The organism is Polynucleobacter ibericus, assembly GCF_018687955.1.
Classification (GTDB): domain Bacteria; phylum Pseudomonadota; class Gammaproteobacteria; order Burkholderiales; family Burkholderiaceae; genus Polynucleobacter; species Polynucleobacter ibericus.
In genome coordinates, this window is sequence record NZ_CP061309.1 from 351,235 (window position 1) to 376,839 (window position 25,605).

Sequence of the window (25,605 nt, forward strand, 5' to 3'; positions counted from 1 at the left end):
CGGATTCGTTAATAAAACAGTTTTAAGTATCTTTTAGGCCAACAAAATGGACATGCTTGCACAAATCCTCTCTAGCGGTATCGCTGTGGGGATGATCTATGCGGTAATCGCTTTCGGTTTCCAGCTCACCTTTGCCACATCGGGCACTTTGAACTTCGGTCAAGGTGAAGCGCTGATGTTGGGCGCTCTCGTAGGTTTAACCTGCGTTGATACCTTTGGAATGAACTACTGGGTCATGATTCCAGTAGTTTGTTTATTCGGAATGATTCAAGGTAGCTTTGTCGAGCTTATCGGTGTACGTCCTGCGATCAAAATTAAATCTGAGTTTGGTTGGATTATGTCCACCATCGCTCTCGGTATTATTTTTAAGAACGTTGCTGAAAACATTTGGGGTCGCGATGCATTGCCATTCCCATCGCCTTTACCAATGGAGCCAATGAGCTTCTTGGGCGCGAGTATTCTGCCAATGGAAATTTTGGTGGTGTTTGGCGCGCTGGTAATGATGTTATTAGTCGAGTTCTTTAACCGTAAAACGATTTACGGTAAGGCTGTAGTAGCAACTGCAAACGATCGCGATGCTGCTGGTTTGATGGGTATTAACACTAGCGTGGTGATTACCTTCTCTTATGCCCTATCTTCCTTGACTGCTGCGTTTGCTGGTGTATTGATTGCACCTCTGACATTGACTGGCGCGAGTATGGGCGGCGCCTTGGGTCTAAAGGCTTTCGCGGTTGCGATTATTGGTGGCCTCTCAAGCGGTATGGGAATTATTGTAGGCGGCCTCATTCTAGGTATCGTTGAAACGGCTACCGGTTTTTATATCTCTACTGGTTACAAAGATGTTCCAGGTTTGATTTTGTTATTGCTCGTATTGGCATACAAACCATCTGGTCTCTTCGGCAAATCTGCGATTAAGAAAGTTTAATGATGAAATTGAAGTCTCTATTACCTCTATTAATTGCGATTGGGGCACTCTTTGCCCTGCCGTTATTTGTTCATAATCCGTATTACATTCACTTAGTTGAAACCATTCTGATCTACACCATCTTGTTATATGGTTTGGATATTGTGGTGGGCTATGTTGGTCAGGTTTCCTTGGGTCATGCTGCTTTGTTTGGAATTGGCTCCTACACCGCCGGTGTTTTGTATTTCCATTTCGGCTGGACTATTTGGGGAACATTACCTGCGTCTATCGTAGTCACTTCCATTTTCGGCGGTATTTTGGCTTTGCCAGCCTTGAAGGTAATCGGACCTTATTTAGCGATGGTGACCTTGGCTTTTGGAACGATTGCACAGATTCTCATTAACGAGATGACTTGGTTGACTGAAGGTCCATTAGGTATCAAGATTCCTAAGCCAGACTTAATGGGCGTGCCAATGACTAAGGCCGAGTACTTCTGGATGGTTGGCATCATTTTGATTCTCTCCATGATCGTAGTAGATCGCTTTGTTAAATCACAAGTAGGCCGTGCATTTGAGGCTTTGCGTGACAGCCCAATTGCTTGCGACTGTATGGGTGTGTCCGTATATCGCTTTAAGGTGATCGCATTTGTGATCAGCGCAGCCTTTGCAGGTTTGGCTGGTTGCTTGTATGCCTACTCTGAGCAATATATTTCACCTAACACCTATAACAACGAACTTGCTGTTCTGTTCTTGCTCGGCATCATCATGGGTGGACGCAAGTCTCGCTTGGGTGCGTTGATTGGCGCGGCCATTATTGTGTTGTTGCCTAAGCTCTTGGATGACATCAACTTGTTCCGTATTGTTGCTTCGATTATTGCGATCGTAGTGTTGGTTGGTGCTGGTATGGCCCTTTCCAAGCAACAAACTACTCCAAGACGTGTAGCGGTTCCGATCGCTGGCGTTGTAGGTTTAGCTGCATTCTCATTCTGGCTCAACACGATCTCTGACTGGCGCTTGAGTATTTTCGGCTTCATGATTTTGCTCGTGGTGTACTACCTGCAAAACGGTATTGTTGGTTTTGCAAAGAGCTTCTACCAATCTATTGCCGGTAAAGCTAAAACAGTTCGCGGTGGTGATCACGAAGAGGTGGATGATTCCATCAGCTTTATTAGCGCCGTTGGTCAACAGAATGCAGGTGCAGAGCTTCTCAAAGTAGACTCATTGTTAATGCAGTTCGGTGGTCTAAAAGCGTTGAATAACGTTGATCTTAGCGTCAAGCGCGGCACCATTCATGGTCTGATCGGTCCTAACGGATCTGGTAAGAGCACGATGATGAACGTATTGACTGGTATCTACATACCTACAGCTGGTAGCGTCTTATATGCTGGTGAAAGCGTTGTTGGTAAGACATCTTCTGACATCGCTTTGTCTGGTATCGCACGTACCTTCCAAAACGTTCAGCTGTTCGGTGAAATGACTGCTATCCAAAATATTTTGGTTGGCTTGCATCACACCTTTAAATCGAACATGGTAGAAATTGCTTTAAATCTGCCGCGTTATAAGAAAGAAGAGGCTGATGCACATGCTCGTGCAATGGCGCTTCTCAAGTTCGTAGGCTTGGATGACTTGGCAAATGAAGAGGCGCGTAACTTGCCATACGGTAAGCAGCGTTTGCTCGAGATTGCCCGTGCCCTGGCATTGGATCCTGAGTTGCTCTTGTTGGATGAGCCCGCTGCAGGTTTGACAGCTCCTGATATTAAAGAACTCTTGCGCATTATTCGTAAGATCCGCGATAGCGGTATTACCTTCATCCTGATTGAGCATCACATGGATGTGGTGATGTCAGTTTGCGATACCGTTTCTGTATTGGACTTCGGTCAGAAGATTGCAGAAGGTAAACCAGCTGAAGTTCAGGCAGACGAGAAGGTGATTCATGCCTACTTGGGTACTTAATCACTAGAACATATTGAATCGGTAAATACCATGTTATCTATTAAGAATCTTGAAGCAGGCTACGGCAAAGTAAAGGTCCTCCACGGCATCAATATTGATGTTCCTAAAGGACAAGTCATTACTTTGATTGGCTCAAACGGCGCTGGCAAAACCACTACCATGCGCGCTATTACAGGCATGATCAAGCCAACGGCTGGTGAAGTGACATTAGGCGGCGAAAAAATTGATGGTTATGACTCTCATAAAATCGCCCGCCTAGGTTTAGCGCACAGTCCTGAAGGCCGTCGCGTGTTTACGACGATGTCAGTCACTGACAACCTTTTATTGGGTGCATTTCCACGCTTTACAGGCAGTCGCCCTAAAGGCGATATTAAGAACGACCTCGAGAAGTCTCTCGAAATGTTCCCGCGCCTGAAAGAGCGTCGCAATCAGTTAGCTGGCACTTTGTCTGGTGGTGAACAGCAGATGTTGGCAATGGCACGCGCTGTGATGCTCAATCCAGAGATTATTCTCTTGGACGAGCCATCCATGGGCCTTGCACCAATCTTGGTTGAAGAAGTATTTAGGATTATTTCTAATCTGAAGTCACAAGGCGTAACGATGTTATTGGTTGAGCAGTTTGCTGCTGCAGCCTTGAACGTAGCGGATTACGGTTATGTACTGGAAAACGGTAAGATTGCCACTCATGGCCCTGCTGCTAAGCTCAAAGATGATCCAGCTGTGAAAGCTGCTTATTTGGGTGGTGCAGGCGGTCACTAAGTAGTTATCGAAACTGTGAGCAATAAAAAAGCCCTTAGTAATAAGGGCTTTTTCTTTTCCTAGTTAGATAGCAGTTTTACCGCTTCCCGAATCAGTAGGGCACGGTAGCCCATATACATGGCAACTAAAGTAAATCCAAATAGAAATAATTTTGGAATGAGAGCACCCTCTGCTACCAGTTCACTATTGAGCAATCCAATTGCTACCGCAAAGAAGAAGAGGGCGCCAAGACCCAGCATGATCCAGTTTTCGTTGCTGCTGACTTGTTGAGTTTGGTTGTTATAGGCGAGAACCTGAAGAGCTTCGCCTTTTTGATATCCCGCTACTGTTATGTGATCACCATCAGCAATTTTCATCGGCGATGAAAATTTTGCTTCGATACTTTTATCGCCCAAATTAAATTGAGAGATGAAGAAGCGCTGATAGTAAACCGATGAATGGTCATGGGTTGGCTTTTCAGGATTTACGTATTCGAGCAATTCATGATTTAAATTGCTGACCGTTCCTGAAATAGCGCTAATTGAGCTAGATAGGAAAGAGCTAGGCTTGGCAGTAAACATCAGCAAAACTCCTAAAAGGCTGAATATCAGAATATAGACTACGGACGTTAACGGTCTTCTCATAAGGCGTTGATGCCCTTTAGAGCAAGGCTGACTGCTACGGCAAAAGTGAATAAGGCAAAAATTTGCTGTAGCCTAGGACCACTTAATTTTTTGCCAAACGCCCTGCCTATTAAAAGACCGCTTAAAGCACCTAGGGAAAAGGGAGCTGCAAGCGCTAAATCTAGATTGCCTGAGACTGCAGAAAATATTACTCCACCGCTGGAGATGATTGCAAGCACGCCCAATGAGGTGGCAACTATCGAATGGGCTGGTAAATCGGTATAACGTTTCAATGCGGGAACAATCACAAAGCCGCCACCTACACCCAGCAAGCCAGACAAGAAACCGGCCCAACCGCCAGACAGCATCAGTGATCTAGCGCAAGGGATATTCCAATTTAATTTACCAATTTCTGAATTCAGAAGACATGGAGGTGGTTTATTTTTCGGCGCGGGGAGGCGAAGGATTTCTCCTCTGGCCTTTATAAATAGACGGGTGGATACAAAAAATAGGGTGCAACTAAATAGAAGCAGCAATGGTGTATTCGGTACTATTTGCGCCACCCAGAGACCAAGTGGGGAAAGGAGTAGTCCAAACATGGCCATGAAGCCAGCAGCTTTATAGCGCAAAATTTTATTTTTTAGACCCAAGAGCGCGCCGACTCCTGCGGAGAGTGCAATTGCAGAGAGGGAGATGGGTGCCGCCTCGGCAATGGGTAGGTGCAGGACGAAGACGAGTAATGGAACTGACAAAATGCCGCCGCCAGCGCCAGTAAGGCCCATCAATAAGCCTACGATGAGACCCAGGGAGGGGCTGATAAGTATTGAGTAGTCCATTGCAATTAATTTTATATTAAGATAATATATAAATATATATATCAAACACTATTTTTAACATTCAATGCGATATTGTCATGAAAGGTCATTGTGAGCCAAAGCCCTAAAGCAGATGTTAAAGCGTTTTTTGATCCAGATACCTGGACCTTTACCTATGTTGTTTTTGCGGGCAAACAAAGCCCATGCATAGTGATTGACTCGGTACTGAACTATGACTCTAAATCCGGTAGAACCTCCACTCGGTCGGCTGATGAAGTGATTAGCTATATACAAAGCGAGCAATTGCAGTTGACTTGGGTTTTAGAAACCCATGCGCATGCAGATCATTTAACAGCGGCGCCCTATATACAAAGTAAGTTAGGCGGCAAGATTGTTATTGGCGATCACATCACTAGTGTGCAAAACGTATTTAAGAGTGTTTTTAATCTGGATGAGCAGTTTGTAATTGATGGATCTCAATTTGATTACTTGCTAAAAGATGGGGAGTCATTGAAATTCGGAGACTTATCTTTAAAAGCCCTCTATGTACCTGGACATACGCCAGCTTGTATGGCTTATGAAATTGGCGATGTCTTGTTTGTGGGCGATACTTTATTCATGCCAGATGTGGGTACAGCGCGTTGCGACTTTCCTGGCGGTAACGCTCAGACCTTATATCAGTCGATTCAGAAGGTCTTGTCATATCCTGCTGAAACCAAGTTATACATGTGTCATGACTACCCTCCAACGGATCGTCCGGTAGCCTATTGCACAACGGTGGGCGAAGAGAGGAAGTCGAACATTCACGTGCACGATGGAGTGAGTGAGGAAGAATTTGTGCGGATGCGCAATCAACGTGATGCTACCTTAGAGATGCCTAATCTCATATTGCCATCGATTCAGGTTAATATCCGTGCGGGACATCTGCCCGAGCCAGAGGCGAATGGAAAATCGTACTTAAAAATTCCACTGAATGCACTTTAATATGGCTATCACTAAATCGGAACTTAAAAAAATGCAAGCGTCAGCAGACGATGCTTGTAAGTTGATGAAGGTTTTATCCAATAGCGATCGTATGATGTTGTTATGTGAAATTGGACAAGGCGAAAAATGTGTCAGCGAGCTTGAGGCTGCCCTAGATCTACATCAACCAACGTTATCTCAGCAATTAACCGTGCTTCGTAAAGAAAAGCTAGTAAAGACACGTAGAGAGGGTAAGCAAATTTACTATTCTCTGGCTAGTGAGGTCGCTATAGCGGTAATGAGTTTGCTCTATAAGCATTATTGTAAAAAATAGCTGTCTCAATCGGTAGGATTGGGACCGTGAGTTTTTTTGAATGCATGCAGTACAAAAGTAGTAATGAAGATTAAGCCTGCTATCCAATGGATATCGACTACCCACTCACGAGTCTCTGCGGGGCCGTAGTAGAGTAGGGCACCAGAAATGAGTAGCACAGCCAAAAAGGTCAATTGACCAATGCCGCTCCACCATTTTTTCTTGGATTTATAGCCTGCCTTGATGTGAGAGGGCAGTACTGAACCTATTGCTAGGGTGGCTAGCATCGCTGCAATTCCGTGGGTCGCTAAGATGCCATGGGTTCCAAGGGTAGATCGTTGAATTTGGAATTGATGCCCTAGCAAATACACCAGTCCAGTAATAGAGCAGGTCATCATTCCATAGATAACAAACAATCTTTGCCAGCCTGGCATTTTGCCCAAACGACTCATACTGAAATCCTAAGGGCTTGTGCTGAGAAGTGCTTAAAGCAGGGGTGATCTTCGTTATTTGATAAGGCTAAGACTTTAGTGAGGGCATCTGCATAGACGCACTCTTTAGCGAGAATGGAGAAGGAGCCTAAAACCTCAGCATGTACTTCGGAAAAATTCTGAGCTAAGGGGTTAATGATGTGGCTAATCTGTTGATCCCTTTTTGCAAAGTAAAGACTACTAGTGGCAATGGCACCATCTTTCAAGGATCCAATCTCAATCAACTTTTCAGGAGTCTCTGGATCGCGGATCTGAATTGGTAGGGCGGTTTTGCCAAATACCCGTAAGTCACCACCAGCATTTACTGAGCCTGATGTTATTCCCTCGGAGATTAAGACTCGCACTGCCATATCAACTGCAAACCCCTTGGCGATTCCACCCAAATCTAGGCAGACTGGACGTGTCGATTTAATGAGATCGGGAGCTAAGAACTGAATATCTTCAATTCCACCAAGATCATGATTTTTAAATGTGATGTGCCGTGGCAATAAGCCGGCAGCCACAAGACGATGCCCAATGCCACAATTGAATAGACCATCTGATGCAAAATGAACATTCTTGGCAATCTTGATGACTTGGGCAGTCCATGGATGAACTTCAACGGCCTCTTTATGGGCAAGATGATTAATGATGCTCAGTTCGGTATCAGGATTGTGAAACCCCATGAGATCTTGTACTTTTTCAATTGCTGCAAATGCGTTCTCAACCGCCATGAATCCATCCTCATCTTCTCGAGTACAGATTTCCACAAAAGTCCCCAGCAGAGGTTTGCAGCGAATCATTTTGCTTTAGCTGTTTGGGGTTGAGCGGTTAGTTTGGAGATATTCCTGAGTGTTAACTCATGAAGAACTGCAACCCGCTTCACCCCATCAGTGAGGTGCTTGCAAGATAAGGTGGCACCCCCAATATTTTGAATATCTTTATTGAGCTTAATAGGATCATTCGCAGTCTTGCCAATAAATTGCTTGCGCCATTGCGCTTCTGCAACTTCATAGCCGTAGGACTCGACATATTCCAGAACTTCAATACCAGCGATACTGCCATTGGGATGAATGGCAACAGCATAGGTAATCATTTCATGTTTACCAACCACTTCATCAATGACTAGCCAACTACCATCAGATGCCTTCCAGATGCGATCACCTTGAAAGGGGTGGCGAATACTGGATGCAATACGCATCTTTTCTTGTAAATCATCGGTAATGATGATGGGGGTCTTTGAGAGCGCCTTATTGGGGAGGAGAATTTTTTGTGCCTGTTCTACAGAAATATAAATCTTGGCGTGAGCAATGATGGGTGCGCTCATCATTGCCAGGCTAAATACAGCTAACGGGTAAGGTTTCCAAATCATCATTTCTTTTATGCAGTCAGCAATTCATTTGCTTCGTTGCAAAGCGCTTGGATTTCTGGATTAACGCCCTGAAGATTGGAGAGTTTTTCAAACATCATGAGTGCCCTTTGCTTGGCGGTTTGACATTGCGTGGCCTGAAATTTCACTAAGTGAGTCAGCGCTGCAACTAATAGGTTCTGAATTTCCATGAATTCTTTCGTTTAGTTTTTAATTAAGAGGGAAGCCAACTTTGACAATGAATTCGTTTACTGAATGACTATCCCAGACGCGTGCATTTGAGCACTCGGCCTCGCCACCGCCCATACAGTTTCCGCCTGCAAGTTGATAACGCCAAGCGCCAGTGACCCACCAATCTTTTGCGGCATAGTGCATATTGGGGCCCACAAAAGTAGCTCTTTGTACTTGATTGCGTAAATTCAACTCTGAATAGTCGTTATGAAAACGGGCTTCAACACCGGCAGACCATTTGGGTGCGAAACGATAGCTAGCACCTACTAAAAAATCTAACATCGATTCCGGTACATTGCCGTTCTCAATAAACTTCAAACGTTCATTGGCTACGACAACGTTGCCCGCCACAATCAGTCGGTCATCAATAAAGTTCGATTGCAGTAGAAGCCGCGCTGCGAGCTCATCTTTATTCCTACCCCATGTCGGCTCCAAATACAGCCCCAAGCCCACAGGTGAGGTCACTGGATTGGTAATGCGATAGATGGCTTCAAGGGACCCGCCTTCAATTCCACTTTTCTTATAGGCAGTGGATGGGTCATGTGAGGACGGGACGCCATAACCACCAGTGCAGGTTGGTGAATCTCCGCACGCATCGGGGTTGGTGTAGTTTTGACTGGCGTTGGTGTAGTAAGAGTTGATATAGCCCGCTATTTGTAAATCATTTGTCAGGCCGTACTCCAATTCCGTCCTTGCAGTCCAGGCATCGTAAGAACCGGCAGCTTGTTGTTTGTTTAATTGCAAGCGTTGCTCAAATTCCCACTTACCCTTAGGTTGTAAATCTAAGGTGTAGATCCAGCCAAAAGCACCCTCACCAGCATGGGCAAAAGAAAAATGAAGGGTGGCAACGAGGAAGAGGCTAAATGCGAGAAGTCTATTAATGGTCAATTTCATGGTCACTTGTAGTTGATGGTTAAGAAGTCTAAATGAGAATGGTTCTCAATATAGCATCAAATGAGAATGATTCTCAAGTAAAAAAATGACCATGAAATCAAAAATGGTGTTTCTTGTAAGGCTTTCTAAATTTGCTTGTAAGATTTCCCAAGATGAATGCTGAGTCCTTGGAAAAACTGGTTTTAATGAAAATGCCTTTTGGTAAGCATGCAGGACGTGCTTTGGCTGATTTGCCTGGAAACTATTTGGCTTGGTTTGCTCGCGAAGGATTTCCCAAGGGTGAGCTCGGTGAGTTATTGGAGTTAATGCACACGCTAGACCACAACGGATTGCGCGGACTCCTGGCGCCTATACAGCGGGCTCATGGCCTGCAGGCCAAATCTAAATTACTTTGAGCGAATGATGAGGGTGACGCGATTGCGTTCGTAAGTCACGGTTAGCGATTCAGGTGGACTACTTTGCATTAAGCTTGCCTGTAAGTTGGCCTGAGATTCGATTTGAGAGGCAATCTGTTTCGCCAGATTCTCATTTCGGTCGTATTGAATCTGAATACTCTCAATCTTGCCTGCCTTGATATTTTCAATGACGCCATTTAGCTTACTAGATGAGTAATCGTCAAAAAATACGGGATACCATCCACCAAGTAATGGCCTGGGAGCCTTTGTTTTTAGGGGTTCTGTCGATATAGTTGATTGCTTATTCGCATTGCCATCAACTGCCAAATGAAAATCAATCCCCGTCTTTTGGACTAGTTCTTGATAAGTAATGGGAGGTGTCATATGTGCTTCATTCGTGTTCTCAACCCAATAGGCCCAGGCAGTATTTTTATTAGGGTCGTAAACCAATTTATATAAATGCGTAGGAATAGTTACGCGATTTCTCCCAATGCTGCCTCCATTCCCAGTGGAGCCTGTGAAGATATAAACATCGCCATCTGCTCTTTTGACATAAGCTCTAGTCGGCTCTTCCACGTTCTTGGCCCAGATCCCCTGATTATTTTGTCTTGCTTGAGGCATCATATTGGCCAGTGAGAATGATTGAGCCATGGAGCGTTCATTGCTCATGTCTCCGGCAGGGGCGTTGTGACCGCGGTCAAAACCGCTGCCGCGGTAATCAGAGAGTAGGGCGCGCTCAGAGATCGGCAGTCTAGCTTCTTCATAGAACTGGTTACTCCTACGGGGGCGTGGAGAAGAGAGTTGCTCTTTATTCAGTTTCTCCACTGTGTAGATCGGTTTTTTATCTTGCGGGGAGTAATAGATGGCAAAGCTATCAAAACATAGATCTCGCCCCGCTTGCGGGCTAGTTGGAACTTGCTGCGCTGGGAACAGATCCTTGCAGTCCTCAAAAGCAGCAAACGCATTGAGCGAGGCAGAAATTGCGACAAGGGCAAGAAGGTTGCGTAAGAATTTCATCGCTTCATAGTGTATGACCTCTGCTTTGTATATTCCCCTCTTTTTGTCTTTAGCTAGCCCCGAGGCTAATAAGAAATAGCGCTCGATGGATGTTTTTCTAGATATCAAAAGTCGTTTTTTAATAGCAGCCCCTATATCAATACAAGGTGGCACTAGTGCTTGACTTGCTACTACCCATAGAAAAGCTGAGGGGCTGAAACACTAGATGTATGGTTTTGGGGTTCAAATTTTTGGTCTAAATCGCAAAAAAGTCCTCTTTAAGGCATTTTTTTATAGAGTGAAATTAGCGCTTCCTAACTTCTATAAGTGATTGATTTTATTCATGAATATACATATTTAGAGTGAGGTCTAGGTAATCTCCCCAATTTCTAGATCAATAAGTTATTGATTTGTGCTTCCTTATTCTTGACTTGATATAAGAATCTTCTTAGGATGACCCATGTTTTTAAGATATTGCAATGCAGCATAAAACGGCAGTCCAGTTTTTTGAGGTCTTGCAAACAATGAATGAGTAAATATTTATCAAACAATTTGAGTAATATGCAGAATGCGCAGCCTACAGTATTGGCTGCTAAAGACCTGCTTGCGCATGCCATGGCTCCAGTCTATCGAGTCATCAATGGCTTAATTGTTGTAACTGTATTTATGGTTGTTGGCCTTTGGCTCTCAGGCAACGGCACCAATGCTGGACCTTTTGATTTGGCTCGCATCTTGGTTCCGGACGAAGCGCGCCATATGGTTTGGAGTAATGGCTTTGGGATGCTCAACCAATATAAGGATTCGAGTGAGCTATCTTCAGCTCAAGCTGCCGATACTGAAATTGCAGCAGTCATCTATGGCAAGTCTAAGGTGCAAACTGCAACAGGCTTAGTCAGTGCGAAGCAGCAGACTGTAGCCTTGTTAATGCCTTCAGTAGCGCAGATGCAGGTGAAGTCTATTTCTCATTTGTCCGATCGCATTCCAACATCGAAGATTGATCCACAGGCTTTAGATAGCAATCTCATGGGATCTATTCAGAACCAACGTGCAGTTGCAGATTTTTTTGAGAAAAAATACAAGCTTGATCGCGCCAAGATCGAAGAGTATGTTTCAAATACCATCCTGATTGCTAAAGAAGTGAACATTGATCCTGTACTACTATTGGCGGTGATTTCGGTTGAATCTAATTTCAACCCAAATACCAAGAGTCATGCCGGCGCAGAAGGTCTCATGCAGGTTATGACATCAGTACACAAAGATAAGTACGCTATTTTCGGCGGAACTTCTGAGGCCGTTAAGCCAGAAGTTAATATTCGTGTTGGCGCCTATATTCTGAAGTACCTGATCGCTACAGCAGGCTCATTGCGCAATGGTTTGAAGTATTACGTTGGTGCTGCGAATGCTGAGGATGATGGTGGCTATGCCGATAAGGTAATGGCCGAGAGAAATCGTCTCATTGGCTTATGTCAAAACCGCTCGCCTAATCGCTTGACATTGAACGGCAAGGATCTACGTTCTTAATCTAGCGAGCATTGAGATAGAAATATAAAAAGCCACCCTTGGGTGGCTTTTGTTTTACTGCAGCAACTAAATGTTTTAGTTAACGCCGTGGAGTTCCACATCAAATACAAGAGTCGCATTTGGAGGAATCACGCCCCCCGCACCGCGTGGGCCATAACCCATCTCAGAAGGAATGATCAGAGTGCGTTTGCCGCCAATTTTCATGCCAGCTACGCCTTCATCCCAACCCTTGATCACATGACCAGCGCCCAAAGGGAAGCTAAATAATTGGCCACGATCTAATGAGCTATCAAACTTCTGGCCTTTGTGATCTGCTGCTTTCTCATCGAATAGCCAACCGGTGTAATGCACGTCTACATGATTGCCGGCAGCAGCTTCTTTACCTTCGCCCACAACAGTATCGATTTTTTTGAGTTCACTCATCATGTTTTCCTATTTCACGCAAATTGATTGGCTAGTATATTCTGAGCTCTGTAAATTCTCACGGTGAGCTTACTTTAGCTAAAAAGCATGACAAATTATTGGACAAATTCTGCCTATAGCACCCTGGCAATCAGCCCTGACCGCCAATTATTGGTAACAGACGACTTTTTGCGTACTTATATGCAAAGGCCAGAGCTGAAGCTAGTACCGGAATCGTGCCCTGTGGAGTGCTCACTACACCAGCGCCTGACCGAACACCCACGAGCAGAAGTACTCGAGTCTGAAATCTCTGCGATGGCAGATGAGGATATTCAGGAGAACTATCGCGTCTGGTTGCGCTTTCGCACGCGTTTATTAGCTGCAAACTCTTTAGAGTCTTTTTACATGAGTTTGTTTAAAGGCGAGGGGGTCGATGTTCCCCCATTGTTTATTGCCCAGCTAGCTCAAATATTCGTTCGACATATTCTAGGGGATGAAGTGCATCCTTTAGAAGCCCGTATGGGAGAGCTCTTTTTTAGGACTCAGAAAATTAGCGTCATTGATGACGGCATTGTGATGGGCGCGGATGAAGAAGTGGTAGCCAAAAATGCTCAGGCAGGCGATACAGGGAACATCATGGATTTGCTAAAAGGTAAGTCAATGACTATGCGCTCAGCCGATCTAGATGTGATCCACGAAGACAATGCCGATGAGTACTGGCCGCGTAATGAAGATTTTGATTTGGCGGTGCAGCTCAATTTTGGGCATGAGCCTATTAATCATTTTTGCCGTGTCTTGGAAAAATGGATCCAGCATTTTCTGGGCGCTGGTGTACGTATTACGCCGATGCAGCAGATTAGCGATCCGAAGTGGTCTTGGCATGTTGGCTTAGATGCAGCTGCTACTGAAATACTCAATAAGCTTTACAACAAAGAGCTGGTGGAGTCCGACGAGCTACAAAAAGTCATTTGTTTATTTCGTCTCGACTTTATTGATGAGGCCGCTGTAGCCAAGGCGCAGGCTGGCAAGCCGGTCTACATGGCTATTGCCATGAATGATCAACAGCAGCTCAAATTAAAACCGCAAAATCTATTGTTTAACTTGCCACTGGCAAAAACTTCCTAGACTGTTACTCGCGATTTCTGGCGCTGCCGTGCAAGCCAGAAAATCGCGAGGCCACTGACAACCACGGGAATAATCGATCCCCAGTTTAGGATGCTCCAGCCATGTGATGTGATGAGTGCGCCTGATCCAAAAGAAGTGAAGGCCATTGTGCCAAACACACAAAAATTAATGGCAGCCTGCGCTTTATCACGTTCATTAGGCTGATAGGCAGTCATTGCCAAAGAAGTGGCGCCAGTAAATAAAAAGTTCCAGCCAACACCGAGTAAAAATAGGGCGATGAAGAATTGATGAAGATTAGTGCCGCTCAGCGCAATAGCAATACAAATGAAGTTCAGCACAACGCCGACCCCCATAATTTTGAGCACTCCAAATCGTTGGATGAGAGAGCCTGTAAAAAATCCAGGGGCAAACATACCAATCACGTGCCACTCTAAAACTAAAGCGGTGTCTGAAAAAGGCAAGCCACAGATTTGCATCGCTAAAGGGGTAGCGGCCATCAAGAGATTCATGACGCCATAACCTAAGGCTGCGCCAATAATGGCGACCATAAAAGCCGGCTGCCGAAGAATCACTTTTAGAGGGCGACCATCGGTAAGTGCATGCTGGGTCTTAAATTCTTGAGGAAAGTGTATGAACTGCATCACTCCTATGCCAATCAGTCCCGCGATAGATAGAGTGAGGTAGGCCCCCAAAAAGGCGGTATCAAATAGATCACGCGTCCAGGAGGCCAGATTAGGCCCAATAACGGCACCCAGAATGCCGCCAGCCAATACCCAAGAAACGGCCTTATCCCGCTGACTAAGGTCTGTGAGCTCTGCGGCAGCAAAGCGGTAGAGCTGGCCGTTGGCGCTGTAATAGCCTGCAATAAATGTTCCCAGGACCAATAGCCAGAAGTTTCTACTAATAGCGGCATAAGCGCATAAGAGCGCAGACAGCATTGCCACCAATAGGCCAAGCTGGAAGGAAATCTTGCGACCAAAGTAATTTTGGGACTTGGCCACTATTGAGGTTGAGAAGGCTCCCCCAACAACATATCCCATGACGGGTAGGGTGGCCATCCAGCTTACCGGCGCCAGACTAAGCCCTACCAGGCCATTAATCGCGATAAAAGTGACGTTATTGGTGAGGAACAGACCCTGGCAAATGATCAGTAGCACCAGGTTTTTATTGAGTAAAGGGTGCTTGCTGGCCATGGCTTGCAGTTTACGTCGAATTTGAGGTCTCTATTAGCTTGGTGGATTCCCTTAAATTGGCCTTCTTCAGCGACTTTAAGCAGCAAAAGCACCATTTTGACTAAGGCCGATGATTTAAAATGAAGGACTCGCCTCATTGGCAAAAGGTACGCTAAAAGCGACTTGCGCAATGTGGATTTGAGAGCGACAGGGTAAAAACCTGACTCTGTAATTTGTTCAATATTGAGGAAACATTCATGGCTTCAGAGAAATCAAAGATTATTTACACGCTGACAGATGAAGCGCCACTTTTGGCGACTTGCGCATTTCTGCCAATCATTCGTACATTTGCAGCACCTGCTGGCGTAGAGATTGTGACGAGCGACATTTCTGTTGCTGCTCGTATCTTGGCTGAGTTTTCTGATTGCCTGACTCCTGAGCAACAAGTTCCAGATAACCTAGGCGCTCTCGGCAAGATGACTTTATTGCCTGACACCAACATCATTAAGTTGCCAAACATTAGCGCCTCTGTTCCTCAGTTACTTGCTGCTATTAAAGAACTGCAATCTAAAGGCTACAAGATCCCTAATTTCCCTGAAGATCCAAAAACAGACGAAGAAAAATCTATTCGTACCCGTTATTCCAAATGCTTAGGTAGCTCTGTAAACCCGGTATTACGCGAAGGTAACTCTGATCGCCGCGCTCCTCCTGCTGTAAAACGCTACGCTCGTAAGAACCCACATTCCATGGGTGAGTGGAGTCAAGCTTCCCGCACGCACGTATCCCACATGCACGGCGGCGACTTTTACTCAAGCGAGAAGTCAATGACGATGACTAAGGCATGTGACGTAAAGATGGACTTGGTAACCAAGAGCGGCAAGACTATTGTTCTTAAGCCAAAAGTCTCTTTGCTAGCCGGCGAAATCATCGACAGCATGAATATGAGTAAAAAAGCGCTCTGCGAGTTCTATGAAAAAGAGATCGAAGACGCATACAAGACTGGCATGATGTTGTCCTTGCACGTCAAGGCAACCATGATGAAGGTTTCTCATCCAATCGTATTTGGTCACGCAGTCAAGATTTTCTACAAAGACGCTTTTACAAAACACGCAAAATTGTTTGAAGAGTTAGGCGTCAATGCCAACAACGGCATGAGCAGCTTGTATGAAAAGATCAAAACTTTGCCAGAGTCTAAGCGCGAAGAAATCATTCAAGATTTGCATGCTTGCCACGAGCACCGCCCAGCATTGGCGATGGTAGATTCCGCTAAAGGAATTACCAATCTCCATTCTCCAAGCGATGTGATCGTGGATGCTTCTATGCCAGCAATGATTCGTGTTGGAGGCAAGATGTGGGGTGCTGATGGCCGCCTCCATGACACCAAGGCGGTTATTCCAGAAAGTACTTTTGCCCGCATCTATCAAGAAATGATTAATTTCTGTAAGACACACGGTAACTTTGATCCAACGACGATGGGTACAGTACCTAATGTGGGTCTAATGGCTCAACAGGCTGAAGAGTACGGTTCACACGACAAGACTTTTGAAATTCCAGAGGCTGGTGTAGCCCGCATCGTTGCTGACGATGGCACCGTATTGCTTGAGCAAAATGTTGAAGAGGGTGATATCTGGCGTATGTGCCAGGTTAAAGATGCCCCAATTCGTGACTGGGTCAAGTTGGCCGTTAATCGTGCACGTCTTTCCAATACTCCAGCAGTATTCTGGTTAGATGAGTACCGCCCACATGAAGCTGAGCTCATTAAAAAGGTTAAAACCTATTTAAAAGACTACGACCTCACGGGAGTAGATATCGAGATCATGTCTCAGACTCGTGCAATGCGCTACACCTTAGAGCGTGTGATTCGTGGCAAGGACACTATTTCTGTAACAGGTAATATTTTGCGTGACTACCTCACCGACTTATTCCCGATTATGGAATTGGGAACCAGTGCAAAGATGTTGTCTATCGTGCCTTTGATGGCTGGTGGCGGCTTATTTGAAACCGGTGCCGGTGGTTCTGCTCCAAAGCACGTTCAACAGTTGGTAGAAGAAAATCACTTGCGTTGGGATTCGCTTGGTGAGTTCTTGGCTTTAGCGGTATCTCTTGAAGATATCGGCGATAAGACGGGTAACAATAAAGTCAAAATCTTGGCGCGTACCTTGGATGAGGCGACTGGTAAGTTATTGGATAACAATAAGTCACCTTCACCACGTACCGGTGAGCTGGACAACCGCGGTAGCCAGTTCTACCTGGCAATGTACTGGGCTGAAGCATTGGCTGCTCAAACCGAAGACAAGGAATTGCAAGCGTTCTTTGCACCTTTGGCAAAATCATTAATCGAGAATGAGCAAAAAATTACAGCTGAACTCAAGGCAGTTCAAGGCAAGCCAGCAGATATCGGCGGTTACTTTATGCCTGATGCCGAGAAGTTTGAAGCGGTGATGCGCCCTAGTCCCACTTTGAATGCGGCTCTGAAAGCAGCAGGGATGTAATAGGTAAAAATGCTAAGTACATAATTTTTAAATTAAGTATAGTATTTATAGGCAAACCTTTGGGTTTGCCTTTTTAATTTATAAATACCTATTTACTATTTTTGAGTGATGCCTAAACCAAAAGACCTGGTTGAATTGAGCTATCTGAGTGAAGCGATCTCGGATATGTCTTTTCTTGGCTTAATGCGTTTATTGGAGTCAGCTCGCGCTTTTAATCAGCAAAATGGTATTACCGGAATTCTGTTGTACGACAACCAGCAGTTCGGTCAAATCATTGAAGGTGAGCGCGCAAGCGTAATGAAGGTTTGGAAGCGCATTCAGGAAGACAAGAGACATCATCGCGTTGAACTCTTGGAGATTCGGGAAATTTCGGAACGTAGTTTTCCAGAGTGGTTGCTGCGTTTCTATGGTGGTGAAACGCTCACTCGAGACTACCCAGCCCTGGCTGACATGGTTGGGGGTATGGACAAGCACAGCTTGGCCCTAATGAACAAAATGCGCGCGAGTCAGACTTAAGCAAGAAATTCCCATCGGTAGCAAAATAGGTCTATTCCATTCCTGAGGGAGCGCGGCATGCGTTTTATCGATAAGACCATTCTGGCGAGTGATATCACTCCTAAAGCCGTATTTGAAAACCGTCGCAATATCATTAAGACCGCTGCAGCAGGTGGCTTCGGTATGGCACTGGCGCCATGGTTCTCGAGAGAGGCTCTTGCTGCTACCCCAGAAAAGCTAGCGGCAACCTTAAATCCTGCTTTCGCAGATAGAGATGGTCTTACTGCGTATAAATACGTTACTACCTACAACAATTTTTATGAGTTTGGTACGGATAAGGCAGACCCAGCTGCGCATGCTGAGTCCTTACAAACGCGTCCCTGGACAATATCTATTGAGGGCTTGGTAAAAAAACCCATGACACTCGATATTGATGCGCTTCTGAAATTAGCGCCAATGGAAGAGCGTATATATCGGATGCGCTGTGTTGAGGGATGGTCAATGGTTATTCCTTGGGATGGCTACTCACTTTCTAAGTTAATTAATAAGGTTGAACCCCTGGGATCAGCAAAGTATGTGGAATTTATTTCATTGGCAGATCGCAAGCAAATGCCAGGAATTAAAAGCAACATCATTGATTGGCCCTATCGCGAAGGACTGCGTATGGATGAGGCCATGAATCCTTTGACGCTCTTGACCTTTGGCTTATATGGTGAAGTCTTACCTAAGCAAAATGGGGCTCCAGTTCGCATTGTAGTTCCTTGGAAGTACGGTTTTAAGAGTGCCAAGTCAATTGTCAAAATCCGCTTTACTGAGGAAATGCCTAAGACGAGTTGGAATCAATTTGACGCGCGTGAGTATGGTTTCTATTCAAATGTAAACCCCCAAGTAGATCACCCGCGATGGAGTCAGGCGGTTGAGCGGCGCATTGGGGATCCTAAAGGTATGTTTGCGCCGAAAATAAAGACGCAAATGTTTAATGGCTATGCTGATCAAGTAGCGAATATGTACGCGGGAATGGATCTGAAGAAGTACTATTAGTAATGAACAAACTTTATTCAGCACTTTTTAGTACCTGCATTTTGGTGCTGAGCTTTTCTGCTTATGGGCAGGGTAGTGATGTACCAGTCAAGACAATCCCGTCACTAGATGTGCCGCGCTATTTAGGTACCTGGTATGAGATTGCAAAATATCCCAATTGGTTTCAGAAGAAATGCGTGAGTAATACCAAAGCAGTCTATTCGGCCCGGACTGATGGCACTCTCAAAGTCTTGAATAGCTGTAAAACTGCTGGAGGTGAAACATCCGAGGCGGAGGGTACGGCGCGTCAGATCGGAGCAAAAGATTCTCCCAAGTTAGAGGTGCGCTTTGCCCCAGCATGGTTATCTTTCATACCCTTGGTATGGGGTGATTATTGGGTGATTGATTTAGACCCACAGTATCAGGTGGCTGTGGTGAGCGATCCAAGTCGTGAATATCTCTGGATTCTTTCTAGAACTCCGCAATTAGATAAAAAAGTCTATGAAGATGTTTTGCAGCGCATACAAAATCAACTGTTTGATATACGTAAGCTAGAGCTAACTACGCAGGCTCCTGCAAAGTAAGCTCGTAAAGTCATTTAATAAGTAATGAGGTTATGACAGCGCATTTACTGCCACCCGGTATTGAAGTTTTCGAAAGAGGCTGGCTCTCTGCGAACAATATTTTTCACTTTGGTGAGGAAGATGTCTCCTTGGTGGACTCCGGCTATTGTGCTCACCAAAATCTGACACTCGATTTAGTCCATAACGCTTTAAAAAAACACGAGCTGCCAAAGCTCAATAAGCTTGTAAATACGCATCTTCATTCGGATCACTGTGGTGGCAATGCCGCACTAGAGGAGGCATTCGGCTGCAAGATATACATTCCTGCTGCTGAAGAAGTGGCAGTGAAGAACTGGGATAGTACTTTGTTAAGCTATGACAACTTGGGGCAGGAATGTCCGCAGTTTACGCATCACAGTCTATTAATTCCAGGGCAGGAGATATTGCTTGGAAGATATCTCTGGAAAATATTATCCGCGCCAGGACACGACCCCCATTCGGTGATGTTGTATCAGGTAGAGCATCGCGTCTTAATCTCTGCTGATGCTTTGTGGGAAGAAGGTTTTGGAGTCATTTTTCCTGAGCTCTGGGGTGAAGCTGGGTTTGAAGAGGTAGCGCAAACCTTGGATTTGATTGAAAGCTTAGCGGTGGATCTCGTGATTCCAGGACATGGTGCACCGTTTATGGATGTTGCGAAAGCGTTGGCTACTGCACGCTCACGCTTGGATTACTTAGCCTCAGATCCGGATCGCAACGCACGTCACGGCGCTAAGGTGCTTCTAAAATATCGATTATTGGAATGGCGTAATCGCGATATAAATCAAGTGAATGGTTGGATTGCCAAGACGCCAGCATTAATCAGCGCAGCAAAATTACTGAATATGGATATGGACGAATTTGTTCAGTGGTTGCCTAAGGCGTTAGTGAAATCTGGCGCAGCAAAATTAGATGGCGACACCTTGATTGATCTGGCTTGATTGCTTAGTTTAAAAGCTTAGAGAAATCTTTCCGTAGACAGACCAATCATAAAGTTGGTAGGTTTGAATCACTTGTTTCGCACCACCAATTGCTATTAATAGATTTTTACTAAGGCGTTGAGTCAGCATTGCATCGATTGGCACAAACCAACCTCCGCCTGCAGCGTTATATACGGCGCCATTCTCATCCCAAAAACGAATCTGCGTACTAGGGCCTAAGTTCAGCCCAACGGTTGGATATAGCTCAAGACGGCTTGCTAGGGGTGGTAGAGCGCTTCCAGCTGGCGCTTTTGCATTAAAGCCGATCATATATCTGGCTAATGGCGAAATATCCGCAAGCACATTTTGCCCATTATCTGCTGGTTTAAAAGAAGTACTCACTTGAGGTCCCGCAAGCCATTGACCAGTATTGCCAAGTGGCGCGAATAATCTTGCGCCAACATTGGCGATCCACCCTGCCTGGCCACCCCATATTGTCAACATGGCATTGTTAGCAGAAAAGGTTCCGGTGGATTGTGCTGGAAGCTGTGGCCCATAGGCAGCGGTGTAGGCGGTATCAAGCCTAACCATGCCATGCCAATCCCCAATGTTGACGGGGTTGTAGTAGCGCAACTTCAGGGTATCGACATAATTTTGTGAGCCTTCATAGTCATGGTATCCCCAGAATTCCAGCGTATGATCTTTTGATCTATCTTGTGATGTGTTTACAAGCCCTAAAATAGATGTAGATGAAGTCTGTTCTGCAGCACTCACCAAAGCAGTAGAAATGCATAGCAAGAAAAAGATGATTGTGCGCAGAAATGCCATATAGGCATTAATATTAAATTACAAACCCCTATTTACTAAAGATTCGAAGAGGAAGTATGGAACATACCGTATTAGTTACTGGCGCTACTGCAGGTTTTGGAGAGGCGACTGCTCGCCGCTTTTTGGCTAATGGCCACAAAGTAGTTGCTGTTGGTAGAAGAGCAGAGCGCTTAGAGGCTTTAAAAAAATCTTTATCAGCGGAGCAGCAGCAAAAAATCTTCACTATGGTGGTGGATGTTTGCGATAGTGCTCAAGTCGATGCTTTAGCATCTGCCCTGCCAGCAGAGTTTTCAAAAGTTACTGTTTTAGTCAATAACGCTGGTCTTGCCCTAGGCTTGGAGCCGGCACATAAAGCATTTTTGAGTGATTGGGATCAGATGATCGACACCAACATTAAAGGGCTCGTACACATGAGTCGTGCATTTTTGCCTGGCATGGTGGAACGTAAGTGTGGCCATGTTATTAATTTAGGCTCTGTTGCCGCAAATTATCCTTATCCAGGTGGGAACGTGTATGGCGGCACCAAAGCATTTGTAAAACAATTTAGTTTAAATTTACGAGCGGATCTCATTGGTACTCCGGTACGTGTGACTTGTATTGAACCCGGAATGTGCGCTGGCACTGAGTTCTCTAATGTCCGCTTTAAAGGTGACGATGCAAAAGCAGAAAAAGTCTATACCGGTGTGCAAGCCTTGAGTGCCGATGATGTAGCAGAGACAATTTATTGGTCAGCTACTCTACCAAGTCATATTAATATCAATGTCTTAGAGGTAATGCCGGTCCAGCAAGCCTTTAATGCATTTAATGTACATCGCGGCGAGTTTTAAGGTTTAGGTTTATTCCACTGGTAAAACTTGGGGTAGACACGCATTACTACGGGGCCATCAAAGTCCCACGATTTACAGGTTCCCAAGTAAAGCGGTGGTTTGTTGCCTTCGGGGTCAAAGAAGGCTCCTGGAATGGATTGAAAGGCTGCGGTAGCAAGGTTGGTAAGTAGTTCCCGCAAATGTGTGCAGCCTTTGATTCCGCCTAGGTGAGTGTCTATCGTTTTGCGCCAACCTTTACCAATGCGCTCTCCAATCAGAGAGTCCATCGGTGGAATGGCTGCTGAACATTCTGCATGGGGTTGTTCATCCATCACTACCTCAATTTCTTGAATGACAAATTCTCTATTCAGGGTGACGCGTACCCACATATCGTGAAAGGCTTCGCCTGGTTGCCAGAGATGTGCGGTAGTCTGGAAAGGATTTGTTTTGAAATCCTTTAGATGTCCTTCGATATCCCATAAGCCATCTTCTCTGGCATAGCCCTGAAAAGTAACTTCTCTGGTATGGAGTAGAGCACGTGGTTTTGGGGCGGAGAGCATAGGGTAGGCGTCTTTAATTGCAAGGATCTCTAATAATAATGAATTACTAAAAACTGCTGACAGGCTTAATGCCAGCCTGCTCTGTAGTATCCTTTGCAGCATATGGCAAAACCTATTTCTTTAGAAAAAATTCTCTTTAGCCAAGGCTTTGGTACGCGTCGCTACTGTAGCGATTTGGTATATGCCGAGCTAGTAAAGGTGAATGGCGAGCTAGTACAGGATCCTGAAGAAAGAATTGCCACCGAAAATCTAATTCTCAATGTAGAGGGTAAGGATTGGGAGTATCACGAGAAAGCCTACTTAGCATTTAATAAGCCAGCTAACTACGAGTGCTCGCATAAAACAACGCATCATCCGAGTGTTTATAGTTTGCTGCCAAGTCCTTTTGTGGAGAGAGGTTTGCAGTGTGTTGGTCGTCTAGACTACGACACTACTGGGTTGCTCTTAATCTCGGATGATGGTCAGTTCATTCACAAAATGACGACACCCAAGAAAAATATTGGTAAGGTGTATGAGATCACCACACCAGAACCGATTACGCAGAAACAAATTGATCATTTAATGAATGGTGTTGTGCTTGATGATGATCCAAAACCTTGCTTTGCTACCGCATGCAAACAGTCGTCAGAAAATGTTTTAGCAATGACAATTGTCGAAGGTCGCTATCACCAAGTAAAGCGCATGATGGCAGCGGTTGGCAATCATGTTACCAAGCTTCATCGCACTGAAATTGGCGCATATAAAATGCCTGCCGATCTAGCCGAGGGTGAATGGCGCTGGTTGTATCCAGAAGATCTAAAACAGCTCTCGCAGAGCGTTTCTAATTAAAGGAATTCTGCTTTGATAATCGATAACTTCAATTTAGATAAAGAAATCCCCCTTTGGTCCTTGGACGCAGATGGAAAAGCAATTACGCGGCAGTTTGCTTTTGTAGACTTCAAGCAAGCTTTTGAATTTATGACGCTAGCTGCGCAATATGCTGAAGAAATTGACCATCATCCTGATTGGTCGAATTCATGGAATAAGGTGAAGGTGAGTCTAACTACCCATTCAGCTGGTACTCTGACTAAATTGGATATTCAGTTAGCAAAGGCAATGGATGCCTTTGCTTCCCAAGTAAATCAAGTGTAATTAGTGCTCTTCGCCTTCGTGGTCTTCCTCATTCATACTCATGAGGATGGTGGCTAATAAACCATAGACTACTTCGGTAGAGATCATCCCGTCTTCATCGAGCTCATCAATTAAGTCATTTAGTCGATCCTCGGTAGGCTCATTGAGCAAGGTCATTGCACACTCGCACCCATAGTCAAAATCTTCATCATTCTGGGTTTGGTTCTCTTCGGTCATATTTATCCTTAATTGAGCAATCAGGATAGCAAATTGCAGCAAAATTCGATACAGCTAAATCAATCCTTTTTGTAAGTCTCCAGCTCTATCTGTGGTGAAGGCCGCAGTACTTGCCAAAATAGTCTTGGGCTTGGTTTACAGTGCTACTTATGAAGCTATTAAAGCCAATGATTTTCTTATTTTGCCTGGTGCCCCTGGCTCGCTTAATATGGCTTGGCGCATACGATGGGTTGGGCGCTAACCCTATTGAGTTCATTACCCGCTCAACCGGTACTTGGGCGCTGGTCTTTCTCTGCATCACCTTGGCGATGACGCCTTTGCGTTTAATTACAGGTTTAAGCGCTTGGATTAAGCTGCGCCGTATGTTGGGACTCTTTTGCTTTTTCTACGCCTGCATCCACTTTTTGATCTGGTTTTGGCTGGATCAGAATTTAGATCTTCAATCGATGTGGAATGATGTTGTGAAGCGTCCATTTATTACGATGGGTTTTCTGACTTTAGTATTGCTGACCCCTTTGGCGTTGACTTCAAATCAGTGGTCAGTCCGCCAACTGGGAAGACGCTGGACCATCTTGCATAAGCTTGTATATTTGATTGCCTGTACTGCAATACTTCACTATTGGTGGCATAAGGCGGGTAAGAACGATTTAGATACCGTTTCTATTTATGGGGCAATCATTTTGCTATTGTTGATTTGCCGTATTCCTATAGTTAGAAATATTCTGCAGCGCAAACGAAACTCTGTGACTTAAAATTCCGTGGTGTAGCGCACGATTAGGCGGCGCGTTTCGACAAAACCATTCTTGATTTCCATGTCACGTCCATACTGCAGGCTAATCCTACCAAAGGGGTAGTACGCAAGTGCGCTTAATAAAAATCGCTGAGTATTTACGACATTATTCTGATAAGTATTGCCAATCGTAGTGGCACCGCCAGCGACATAAAAGTAAGAGGCACCCAAAGTGTAGTTTTGATTAATCTTATAGATTGGGCCAAGCTGTGTGGTTGTCAACGGCTTCTGGTTTAAGGAGGTATTGGTCGCTGATAAACACGCTGCAGCACACTGGCTATTCCCACCAAACCACATCGTATCCACTGCGATCATGCCATCTAGATTTTCGATGATAGGTTGTTGATAGCCCATCTGAATATCAGATCTATAACGGTTCTCACTAGTATTAAAAACTTGTTGGCTGTTATAGCCACCAGTGGGCACTGTTAAATAGCCAGCCAATCCAAAGTATTTTCTTTTCTCTCTATCAGCATACGGCCAAATGGCTGTTGCAAGTGTGATATCCCCAAACCCAGTACTTGCTGGGTAGCTTGCTAAAGAGCCTGCTGGCTTTATCGTGCCATAGGGAAGTTGTAGATACGATATGGCTGGTAGATCTTTTATCGCATAACTCGTGCTAACACGGGCGATCGCACTTTGAGTGCCAATATCAGGACTGCCATATGGCCTGGTTGATACAGCCGTACCATTTCTATAAAAAGTGCTGTTATCTGTATTAACGTAGCTAATCATCGCGTGACTCTTCCCCGGTAGGGGCGCAACAATATCGTTAGGTTGTAGATCAATTGCCAAGACAGTCGTTGGTAACGCCAAGAGGGTGAGGGCAATAAAGCGAGTTAAATTCATGCCAGCATTGTAATTA

The 25,605-nt window shown here is 45.0% G+C and carries 31 protein-coding genes; 17 read left to right on the forward strand and 14 right to left on the reverse strand.

The features are described from left to right. The first annotated feature begins 46 nt into the window (after positions 1 to 46). Genes AOC20_RS01880 through AOC20_RS01890 form a run of 3 tightly spaced genes read left to right on the forward strand, consistent with a single transcriptional unit; the run spans position 47 to position 3,615 of the window. Positions 47 to 925, forward strand: coding sequence for a branched-chain amino acid ABC transporter permease (locus tag AOC20_RS01880; RefSeq protein WP_215360970.1), 879 nt, complete (start codon positions 47 to 49; stop codon positions 923 to 925). 2 nt (positions 926 to 927) lie between these two features. After that, positions 928 to 2,856, forward strand: a complete 1,929-nt coding sequence (locus AOC20_RS01885; protein ID WP_215362088.1) for a branched-chain amino acid ABC transporter ATP-binding protein/permease — start codon at positions 928 to 930, stop codon at positions 2,854 to 2,856. Positions 2,857 to 2,886: 30 nt separating this feature from the next. Beyond that, positions 2,887 to 3,615, forward strand: coding sequence for an ABC transporter ATP-binding protein (locus tag AOC20_RS01890; RefSeq protein WP_215360973.1), 729 nt, complete (start codon positions 2,887 to 2,889; stop codon positions 3,613 to 3,615). Between the two features lie 59 nt (positions 3,616 to 3,674). Here the strand turns inward: AOC20_RS01890 and AOC20_RS01895 are convergent, their stop codons facing one another. Both AOC20_RS01895 and AOC20_RS01900 read right to left on the reverse strand, forming a co-directional pair. Further along, positions 3,675 to 4,175 carry a hypothetical protein gene (locus tag AOC20_RS01895; protein WP_215360975.1) on the reverse strand — a complete coding sequence of 167 codons (501 nt, stop codon included), beginning with the start codon at positions 4,173 to 4,175 and terminating at the stop codon, positions 3,675 to 3,677. Between the two features lie 59 nt (positions 4,176 to 4,234). Next, on the reverse strand, positions 4,235 to 5,053 hold the full coding sequence (locus AOC20_RS01900; RefSeq protein WP_215360977.1) for a sulfite exporter TauE/SafE family protein: 819 nt from the start codon (positions 5,051 to 5,053) through the stop codon (positions 4,235 to 4,237). Between the two features lie 90 nt (positions 5,054 to 5,143). Here AOC20_RS01900 and AOC20_RS01905 point away from each other — a divergent pair, with 90 nt between their 5' ends. Together AOC20_RS01905 and AOC20_RS01910 are read left to right on the forward strand one after the other, a co-directional pair. Further along, positions 5,144 to 6,016 carry an MBL fold metallo-hydrolase gene (locus tag AOC20_RS01905; protein ID WP_215360979.1) on the forward strand — a complete coding sequence of 291 codons (873 nt, stop codon included), beginning with the start codon at positions 5,144 to 5,146 and terminating at the stop codon, positions 6,014 to 6,016. Position 6,017: 1 nt separating this feature from the next. Continuing rightward, positions 6,018 to 6,329: an ArsR/SmtB family transcription factor gene (locus AOC20_RS01910; RefSeq protein ID WP_215360981.1), complete on the forward strand. Its 312-nt coding sequence runs from the start codon at positions 6,018 to 6,020 to the stop codon at positions 6,327 to 6,329. A 5-nt stretch (positions 6,330 to 6,334) separates the two neighbouring features. Here AOC20_RS01910 and AOC20_RS01915 read toward each other — a convergent pair whose 3' ends face one another. The 5 genes from AOC20_RS01915 to AOC20_RS01935 are packed head-to-tail and all read right to left on the reverse strand — an operon-like array spanning position 6,335 to position 9,272. Continuing rightward, positions 6,335 to 6,760: a hypothetical protein gene (locus tag AOC20_RS01915; RefSeq protein ID WP_215360982.1), complete on the reverse strand. Its 426-nt coding sequence runs from the start codon at positions 6,758 to 6,760 to the stop codon at positions 6,335 to 6,337. Continuing rightward, positions 6,757 to 7,581, reverse strand: a complete 825-nt coding sequence (locus tag AOC20_RS01920) for an FAD:protein FMN transferase (protein WP_215360985.1) — start codon at positions 7,579 to 7,581, stop codon at positions 6,757 to 6,759. Before AOC20_RS01920 ends, AOC20_RS01915 begins: the two co-directional genes overlap by 4 nt. Further along, positions 7,578 to 8,153, reverse strand: a complete 576-nt coding sequence (locus tag AOC20_RS01925; protein ID WP_251373127.1) for an FMN-binding protein — start codon at positions 8,151 to 8,153, stop codon at positions 7,578 to 7,580. Before AOC20_RS01925 ends, AOC20_RS01920 begins: the two co-directional genes overlap by 4 nt. Positions 8,154 to 8,158: 5 nt before the next feature. Next, complete coding sequence (locus AOC20_RS01930) at positions 8,159 to 8,338, reverse strand: hypothetical protein (protein ID WP_215360988.1); 180 nt, start codon at positions 8,336 to 8,338, stop codon at positions 8,159 to 8,161. Positions 8,339 to 8,357: 19 nt separating this feature from the next. After that, positions 8,358 to 9,272: a DUF6662 family protein gene (locus tag AOC20_RS01935; protein WP_215360990.1), complete on the reverse strand. Its 915-nt coding sequence runs from the start codon at positions 9,270 to 9,272 to the stop codon at positions 8,358 to 8,360. A gap of 152 nt (positions 9,273 to 9,424) precedes the next feature. On the opposite strand from AOC20_RS01935, the gene AOC20_RS01940 reads away from it, so the two are divergent. Next, a complete protein-coding gene (locus AOC20_RS01940; protein WP_215359302.1) occupies positions 9,425 to 9,667 on the forward strand; it encodes a DUF3820 family protein in 243 nt (80 codons plus the stop codon). Here AOC20_RS01940 and AOC20_RS01945 read toward each other — a convergent pair. Continuing rightward, positions 9,659 to 10,684, reverse strand: coding sequence for a DNA/RNA non-specific endonuclease (locus AOC20_RS01945; protein WP_215360994.1), 1,026 nt, complete (start codon positions 10,682 to 10,684; stop codon positions 9,659 to 9,661). The genes AOC20_RS01940 and AOC20_RS01945 overlap by 9 nt on opposite strands. Before the next feature lie 507 nt (positions 10,685 to 11,191). On the opposite strand from AOC20_RS01945, the gene AOC20_RS01950 reads away from it, so the two are divergent. Continuing rightward, positions 11,192 to 12,184, forward strand: a complete 993-nt coding sequence (locus AOC20_RS01950) for a transglycosylase SLT domain-containing protein (protein WP_215360996.1) — start codon at positions 11,192 to 11,194, stop codon at positions 12,182 to 12,184. A gap of 75 nt (positions 12,185 to 12,259) precedes the next feature. On the opposite strand, the gene AOC20_RS01955 is transcribed toward AOC20_RS01950, so the two are convergent. Next, the gene (locus AOC20_RS01955; protein WP_215362092.1) at positions 12,260 to 12,607 is read right to left on the reverse strand and encodes an FKBP-type peptidyl-prolyl cis-trans isomerase; all 348 of its coding nucleotides are present in this window, start codon (positions 12,605 to 12,607) and stop codon (positions 12,260 to 12,262) included. A gap of 87 nt (positions 12,608 to 12,694) precedes the next feature. Between AOC20_RS01955 and AOC20_RS01960 the strand changes: the two genes are divergently transcribed. Continuing rightward, the gene (locus AOC20_RS01960) at positions 12,695 to 13,711 is read left to right on the forward strand and encodes a DUF6352 family protein (protein WP_215360997.1); all 1,017 of its coding nucleotides are present in this window, start codon (positions 12,695 to 12,697) and stop codon (positions 13,709 to 13,711) included. Here the strand turns inward: AOC20_RS01960 and AOC20_RS01965 are convergent. Beyond that, positions 13,708 to 14,904, reverse strand: coding sequence for an MFS transporter (locus tag AOC20_RS01965; RefSeq protein WP_215360998.1), 1,197 nt, complete (start codon positions 14,902 to 14,904; stop codon positions 13,708 to 13,710). The two genes, AOC20_RS01960 and AOC20_RS01965, sit on opposite strands and share 4 nt — an antisense overlap. A 236-nt stretch (positions 14,905 to 15,140) precedes the next feature. Between AOC20_RS01965 and AOC20_RS01970 the strand changes: the two genes are divergently transcribed. The 5 genes from AOC20_RS01970 (at position 15,141) to AOC20_RS01990 (ending at position 20,430) form a co-directional block, all read left to right on the forward strand. Continuing rightward, positions 15,141 to 17,375, forward strand: coding sequence for an NADP-dependent isocitrate dehydrogenase (locus AOC20_RS01970; protein WP_215361000.1), 2,235 nt, complete (start codon positions 15,141 to 15,143; stop codon positions 17,373 to 17,375). 108 nt (positions 17,376 to 17,483) lie between these two features. Continuing rightward, the gene (locus AOC20_RS01975) at positions 17,484 to 17,891 is read left to right on the forward strand and encodes a BLUF domain-containing protein (RefSeq protein ID WP_215361002.1); all 408 of its coding nucleotides are present in this window, start codon (positions 17,484 to 17,486) and stop codon (positions 17,889 to 17,891) included. A gap of 57 nt (positions 17,892 to 17,948) precedes the next feature. Next, entirely contained in the window at positions 17,949 to 18,911 is a 963-nt protein-coding gene (gene msrP / locus AOC20_RS01980) for a protein-methionine-sulfoxide reductase catalytic subunit MsrP (protein WP_215361004.1), read from the forward strand. Positions 18,912 to 18,913: 2 nt separating this feature from the next. Next, the gene (locus tag AOC20_RS01985) at positions 18,914 to 19,474 is read left to right on the forward strand and encodes a lipocalin family protein (RefSeq protein WP_215361006.1); all 561 of its coding nucleotides are present in this window, start codon (positions 18,914 to 18,916) and stop codon (positions 19,472 to 19,474) included. A gap of 32 nt (positions 19,475 to 19,506) precedes the next feature. Continuing rightward, a complete protein-coding gene (locus tag AOC20_RS01990; RefSeq protein WP_215361008.1) occupies positions 19,507 to 20,430 on the forward strand; it encodes an MBL fold metallo-hydrolase in 924 nt (307 codons plus the stop codon). 9 nt (positions 20,431 to 20,439) lie between these two features. Here AOC20_RS01990 and AOC20_RS01995 read toward each other — a convergent pair whose 3' ends face one another. Further along, positions 20,440 to 21,237, reverse strand: a complete 798-nt coding sequence (locus AOC20_RS01995; protein WP_251373128.1) for a hypothetical protein — start codon at positions 21,235 to 21,237, stop codon at positions 20,440 to 20,442. A gap of 56 nt (positions 21,238 to 21,293) precedes the next feature. Here AOC20_RS01995 and AOC20_RS02000 point away from each other — a divergent pair, with 56 nt between their 5' ends. Continuing rightward, the gene (locus AOC20_RS02000) at positions 21,294 to 22,064 is read left to right on the forward strand and encodes an SDR family oxidoreductase (protein ID WP_215361010.1); all 771 of its coding nucleotides are present in this window, start codon (positions 21,294 to 21,296) and stop codon (positions 22,062 to 22,064) included. On the opposite strand, the gene AOC20_RS02005 is transcribed toward AOC20_RS02000, so the two are convergent. Then, positions 22,061 to 22,603, reverse strand: a complete 543-nt coding sequence (locus tag AOC20_RS02005; RefSeq protein WP_215361013.1) for a DUF2889 domain-containing protein — start codon at positions 22,601 to 22,603, stop codon at positions 22,061 to 22,063. The genes AOC20_RS02000 and AOC20_RS02005 overlap by 4 nt on opposite strands. Positions 22,604 to 22,705: 102 nt before the next feature. Here AOC20_RS02005 and AOC20_RS02010 point away from each other — a divergent pair, with 102 nt between their 5' ends. Then, positions 22,706 to 23,431, forward strand: coding sequence for a pseudouridine synthase (locus AOC20_RS02010; RefSeq protein ID WP_215361014.1), 726 nt, complete (start codon positions 22,706 to 22,708; stop codon positions 23,429 to 23,431). 12 nt (positions 23,432 to 23,443) lie between these two features. Further along, on the forward strand, positions 23,444 to 23,734 hold the full coding sequence (locus AOC20_RS02015) for a 4a-hydroxytetrahydrobiopterin dehydratase (RefSeq protein WP_215361017.1): 291 nt from the start codon (positions 23,444 to 23,446) through the stop codon (positions 23,732 to 23,734). On the opposite strand, the gene AOC20_RS02020 is transcribed toward AOC20_RS02015, so the two are convergent. Beyond that, positions 23,735 to 23,950, reverse strand: a complete 216-nt coding sequence (locus tag AOC20_RS02020; RefSeq protein WP_215361018.1) for a hypothetical protein — start codon at positions 23,948 to 23,950, stop codon at positions 23,735 to 23,737. Between the two features lie 149 nt (positions 23,951 to 24,099). Here AOC20_RS02020 and msrQ point away from each other — a divergent pair, with 149 nt between their 5' ends. Further along, the gene (msrQ, locus tag AOC20_RS02025) at positions 24,100 to 24,702 is read left to right on the forward strand and encodes a protein-methionine-sulfoxide reductase heme-binding subunit MsrQ (protein ID WP_215361020.1); all 603 of its coding nucleotides are present in this window, start codon (positions 24,100 to 24,102) and stop codon (positions 24,700 to 24,702) included. Here the strand turns inward: msrQ and AOC20_RS02030 are convergent. Continuing rightward, on the reverse strand, positions 24,699 to 25,589 hold the full coding sequence (locus AOC20_RS02030; RefSeq protein WP_215361025.1) for a transporter: 891 nt from the start codon (positions 25,587 to 25,589) through the stop codon (positions 24,699 to 24,701). The two genes, msrQ and AOC20_RS02030, sit on opposite strands and share 4 nt — an antisense overlap. Positions 25,590 to 25,605 lie beyond the last annotated feature (16 nt).

What these genes read in the sequence shown, in the direction of transcription:
- AOC20_RS01970 (WP_215361000.1), top strand. Translation starts at nt 15,141, where the DNA reads ATGGCTTCAGAGAAATCAAAGATTATTTACACGCTGACAGATGAAGCG.
- AOC20_RS01960 (WP_215360997.1), top strand. Translation starts at nt 12,695, where the DNA reads ATGACAAATTATTGGACAAATTCTGCCTATAGCACCCTGGCAATCAGC.
- AOC20_RS01930 (WP_215360988.1), bottom strand. Translation starts at nt 8,338, where the DNA reads ATGGAAATTCAGAACCTATTAGTTGCAGCGCTGACTCACTTAGTGAAA.
- AOC20_RS01990 (WP_215361008.1), top strand. Translation starts at nt 19,507, where the DNA reads ATGACAGCGCATTTACTGCCACCCGGTATTGAAGTTTTCGAAAGAGGC.
- AOC20_RS02000 (WP_215361010.1), top strand. Translation starts at nt 21,294, where the DNA reads ATGGAACATACCGTATTAGTTACTGGCGCTACTGCAGGTTTTGGAGAG.
- AOC20_RS01965 (WP_215360998.1), bottom strand. Translation starts at nt 14,904, where the DNA reads ATGGCCAGCAAGCACCCTTTACTCAATAAAAACCTGGTGCTACTGATC.
- AOC20_RS02020 (WP_215361018.1), bottom strand. Translation starts at nt 23,950, where the DNA reads ATGACCGAAGAGAACCAAACCCAGAATGATGAAGATTTTGACTATGGG.
- AOC20_RS01895 (WP_215360975.1), bottom strand. Translation starts at nt 4,175, where the DNA reads ATGTTTACTGCCAAGCCTAGCTCTTTCCTATCTAGCTCAATTAGCGCT.
- AOC20_RS02010 (WP_215361014.1), top strand. Translation starts at nt 22,706, where the DNA reads ATGGCAAAACCTATTTCTTTAGAAAAAATTCTCTTTAGCCAAGGCTTT.
- AOC20_RS01925 (WP_251373127.1), bottom strand. Translation starts at nt 8,153, where the DNA reads ATGATGATTTGGAAACCTTACCCGTTAGCTGTATTTAGCCTGGCAATG.
- AOC20_RS01910 (WP_215360981.1), top strand. Translation starts at nt 6,018, where the DNA reads ATGGCTATCACTAAATCGGAACTTAAAAAAATGCAAGCGTCAGCAGAC.
- AOC20_RS01880 (WP_215360970.1), top strand. Translation starts at nt 47, where the DNA reads ATGGACATGCTTGCACAAATCCTCTCTAGCGGTATCGCTGTGGGGATG.
- AOC20_RS02005 (WP_215361013.1), bottom strand. Translation starts at nt 22,603, where the DNA reads ATGCTCTCCGCCCCAAAACCACGTGCTCTACTCCATACCAGAGAAGTT.
- AOC20_RS01985 (WP_215361006.1), top strand. Translation starts at nt 18,914, where the DNA reads ATGAACAAACTTTATTCAGCACTTTTTAGTACCTGCATTTTGGTGCTG.
- AOC20_RS01995 (WP_251373128.1), bottom strand. Translation starts at nt 21,237, where the DNA reads ATGGCATTTCTGCGCACAATCATCTTTTTCTTGCTATGCATTTCTACT.
- msrP (WP_215361004.1), top strand. Translation starts at nt 17,949, where the DNA reads ATGCGTTTTATCGATAAGACCATTCTGGCGAGTGATATCACTCCTAAA.
- AOC20_RS01920 (WP_215360985.1), bottom strand. Translation starts at nt 7,581, where the DNA reads ATGATTCGCTGCAAACCTCTGCTGGGGACTTTTGTGGAAATCTGTACT.
- AOC20_RS01890 (WP_215360973.1), top strand. Translation starts at nt 2,887, where the DNA reads ATGTTATCTATTAAGAATCTTGAAGCAGGCTACGGCAAAGTAAAGGTC.
- AOC20_RS01955 (WP_215362092.1), bottom strand. Translation starts at nt 12,607, where the DNA reads ATGAGTGAACTCAAAAAAATCGATACTGTTGTGGGCGAAGGTAAAGAA.
- AOC20_RS01975 (WP_215361002.1), top strand. Translation starts at nt 17,484, where the DNA reads ATGCCTAAACCAAAAGACCTGGTTGAATTGAGCTATCTGAGTGAAGCG.
- AOC20_RS01945 (WP_215360994.1), bottom strand. Translation starts at nt 10,684, where the DNA reads ATGAAATTCTTACGCAACCTTCTTGCCCTTGTCGCAATTTCTGCCTCG.
- AOC20_RS01885 (WP_215362088.1), top strand. Translation starts at nt 928, where the DNA reads ATGAAATTGAAGTCTCTATTACCTCTATTAATTGCGATTGGGGCACTC.
- AOC20_RS01950 (WP_215360996.1), top strand. Translation starts at nt 11,192, where the DNA reads ATGAGTAAATATTTATCAAACAATTTGAGTAATATGCAGAATGCGCAG.
- msrQ (WP_215361020.1), top strand. Translation starts at nt 24,100, where the DNA reads ATGAAGCTATTAAAGCCAATGATTTTCTTATTTTGCCTGGTGCCCCTG.
- AOC20_RS02030 (WP_215361025.1), bottom strand. Translation starts at nt 25,589, where the DNA reads ATGAATTTAACTCGCTTTATTGCCCTCACCCTCTTGGCGTTACCAACG.
- AOC20_RS01915 (WP_215360982.1), bottom strand. Translation starts at nt 6,760, where the DNA reads ATGAGTCGTTTGGGCAAAATGCCAGGCTGGCAAAGATTGTTTGTTATC.
- AOC20_RS01935 (WP_215360990.1), bottom strand. Translation starts at nt 9,272, where the DNA reads ATGAAATTGACCATTAATAGACTTCTCGCATTTAGCCTCTTCCTCGTT.
- AOC20_RS01940 (WP_215359302.1), top strand. Translation starts at nt 9,425, where the DNA reads ATGAATGCTGAGTCCTTGGAAAAACTGGTTTTAATGAAAATGCCTTTT.
- AOC20_RS01900 (WP_215360977.1), bottom strand. Translation starts at nt 5,053, where the DNA reads ATGGACTACTCAATACTTATCAGCCCCTCCCTGGGTCTCATCGTAGGC.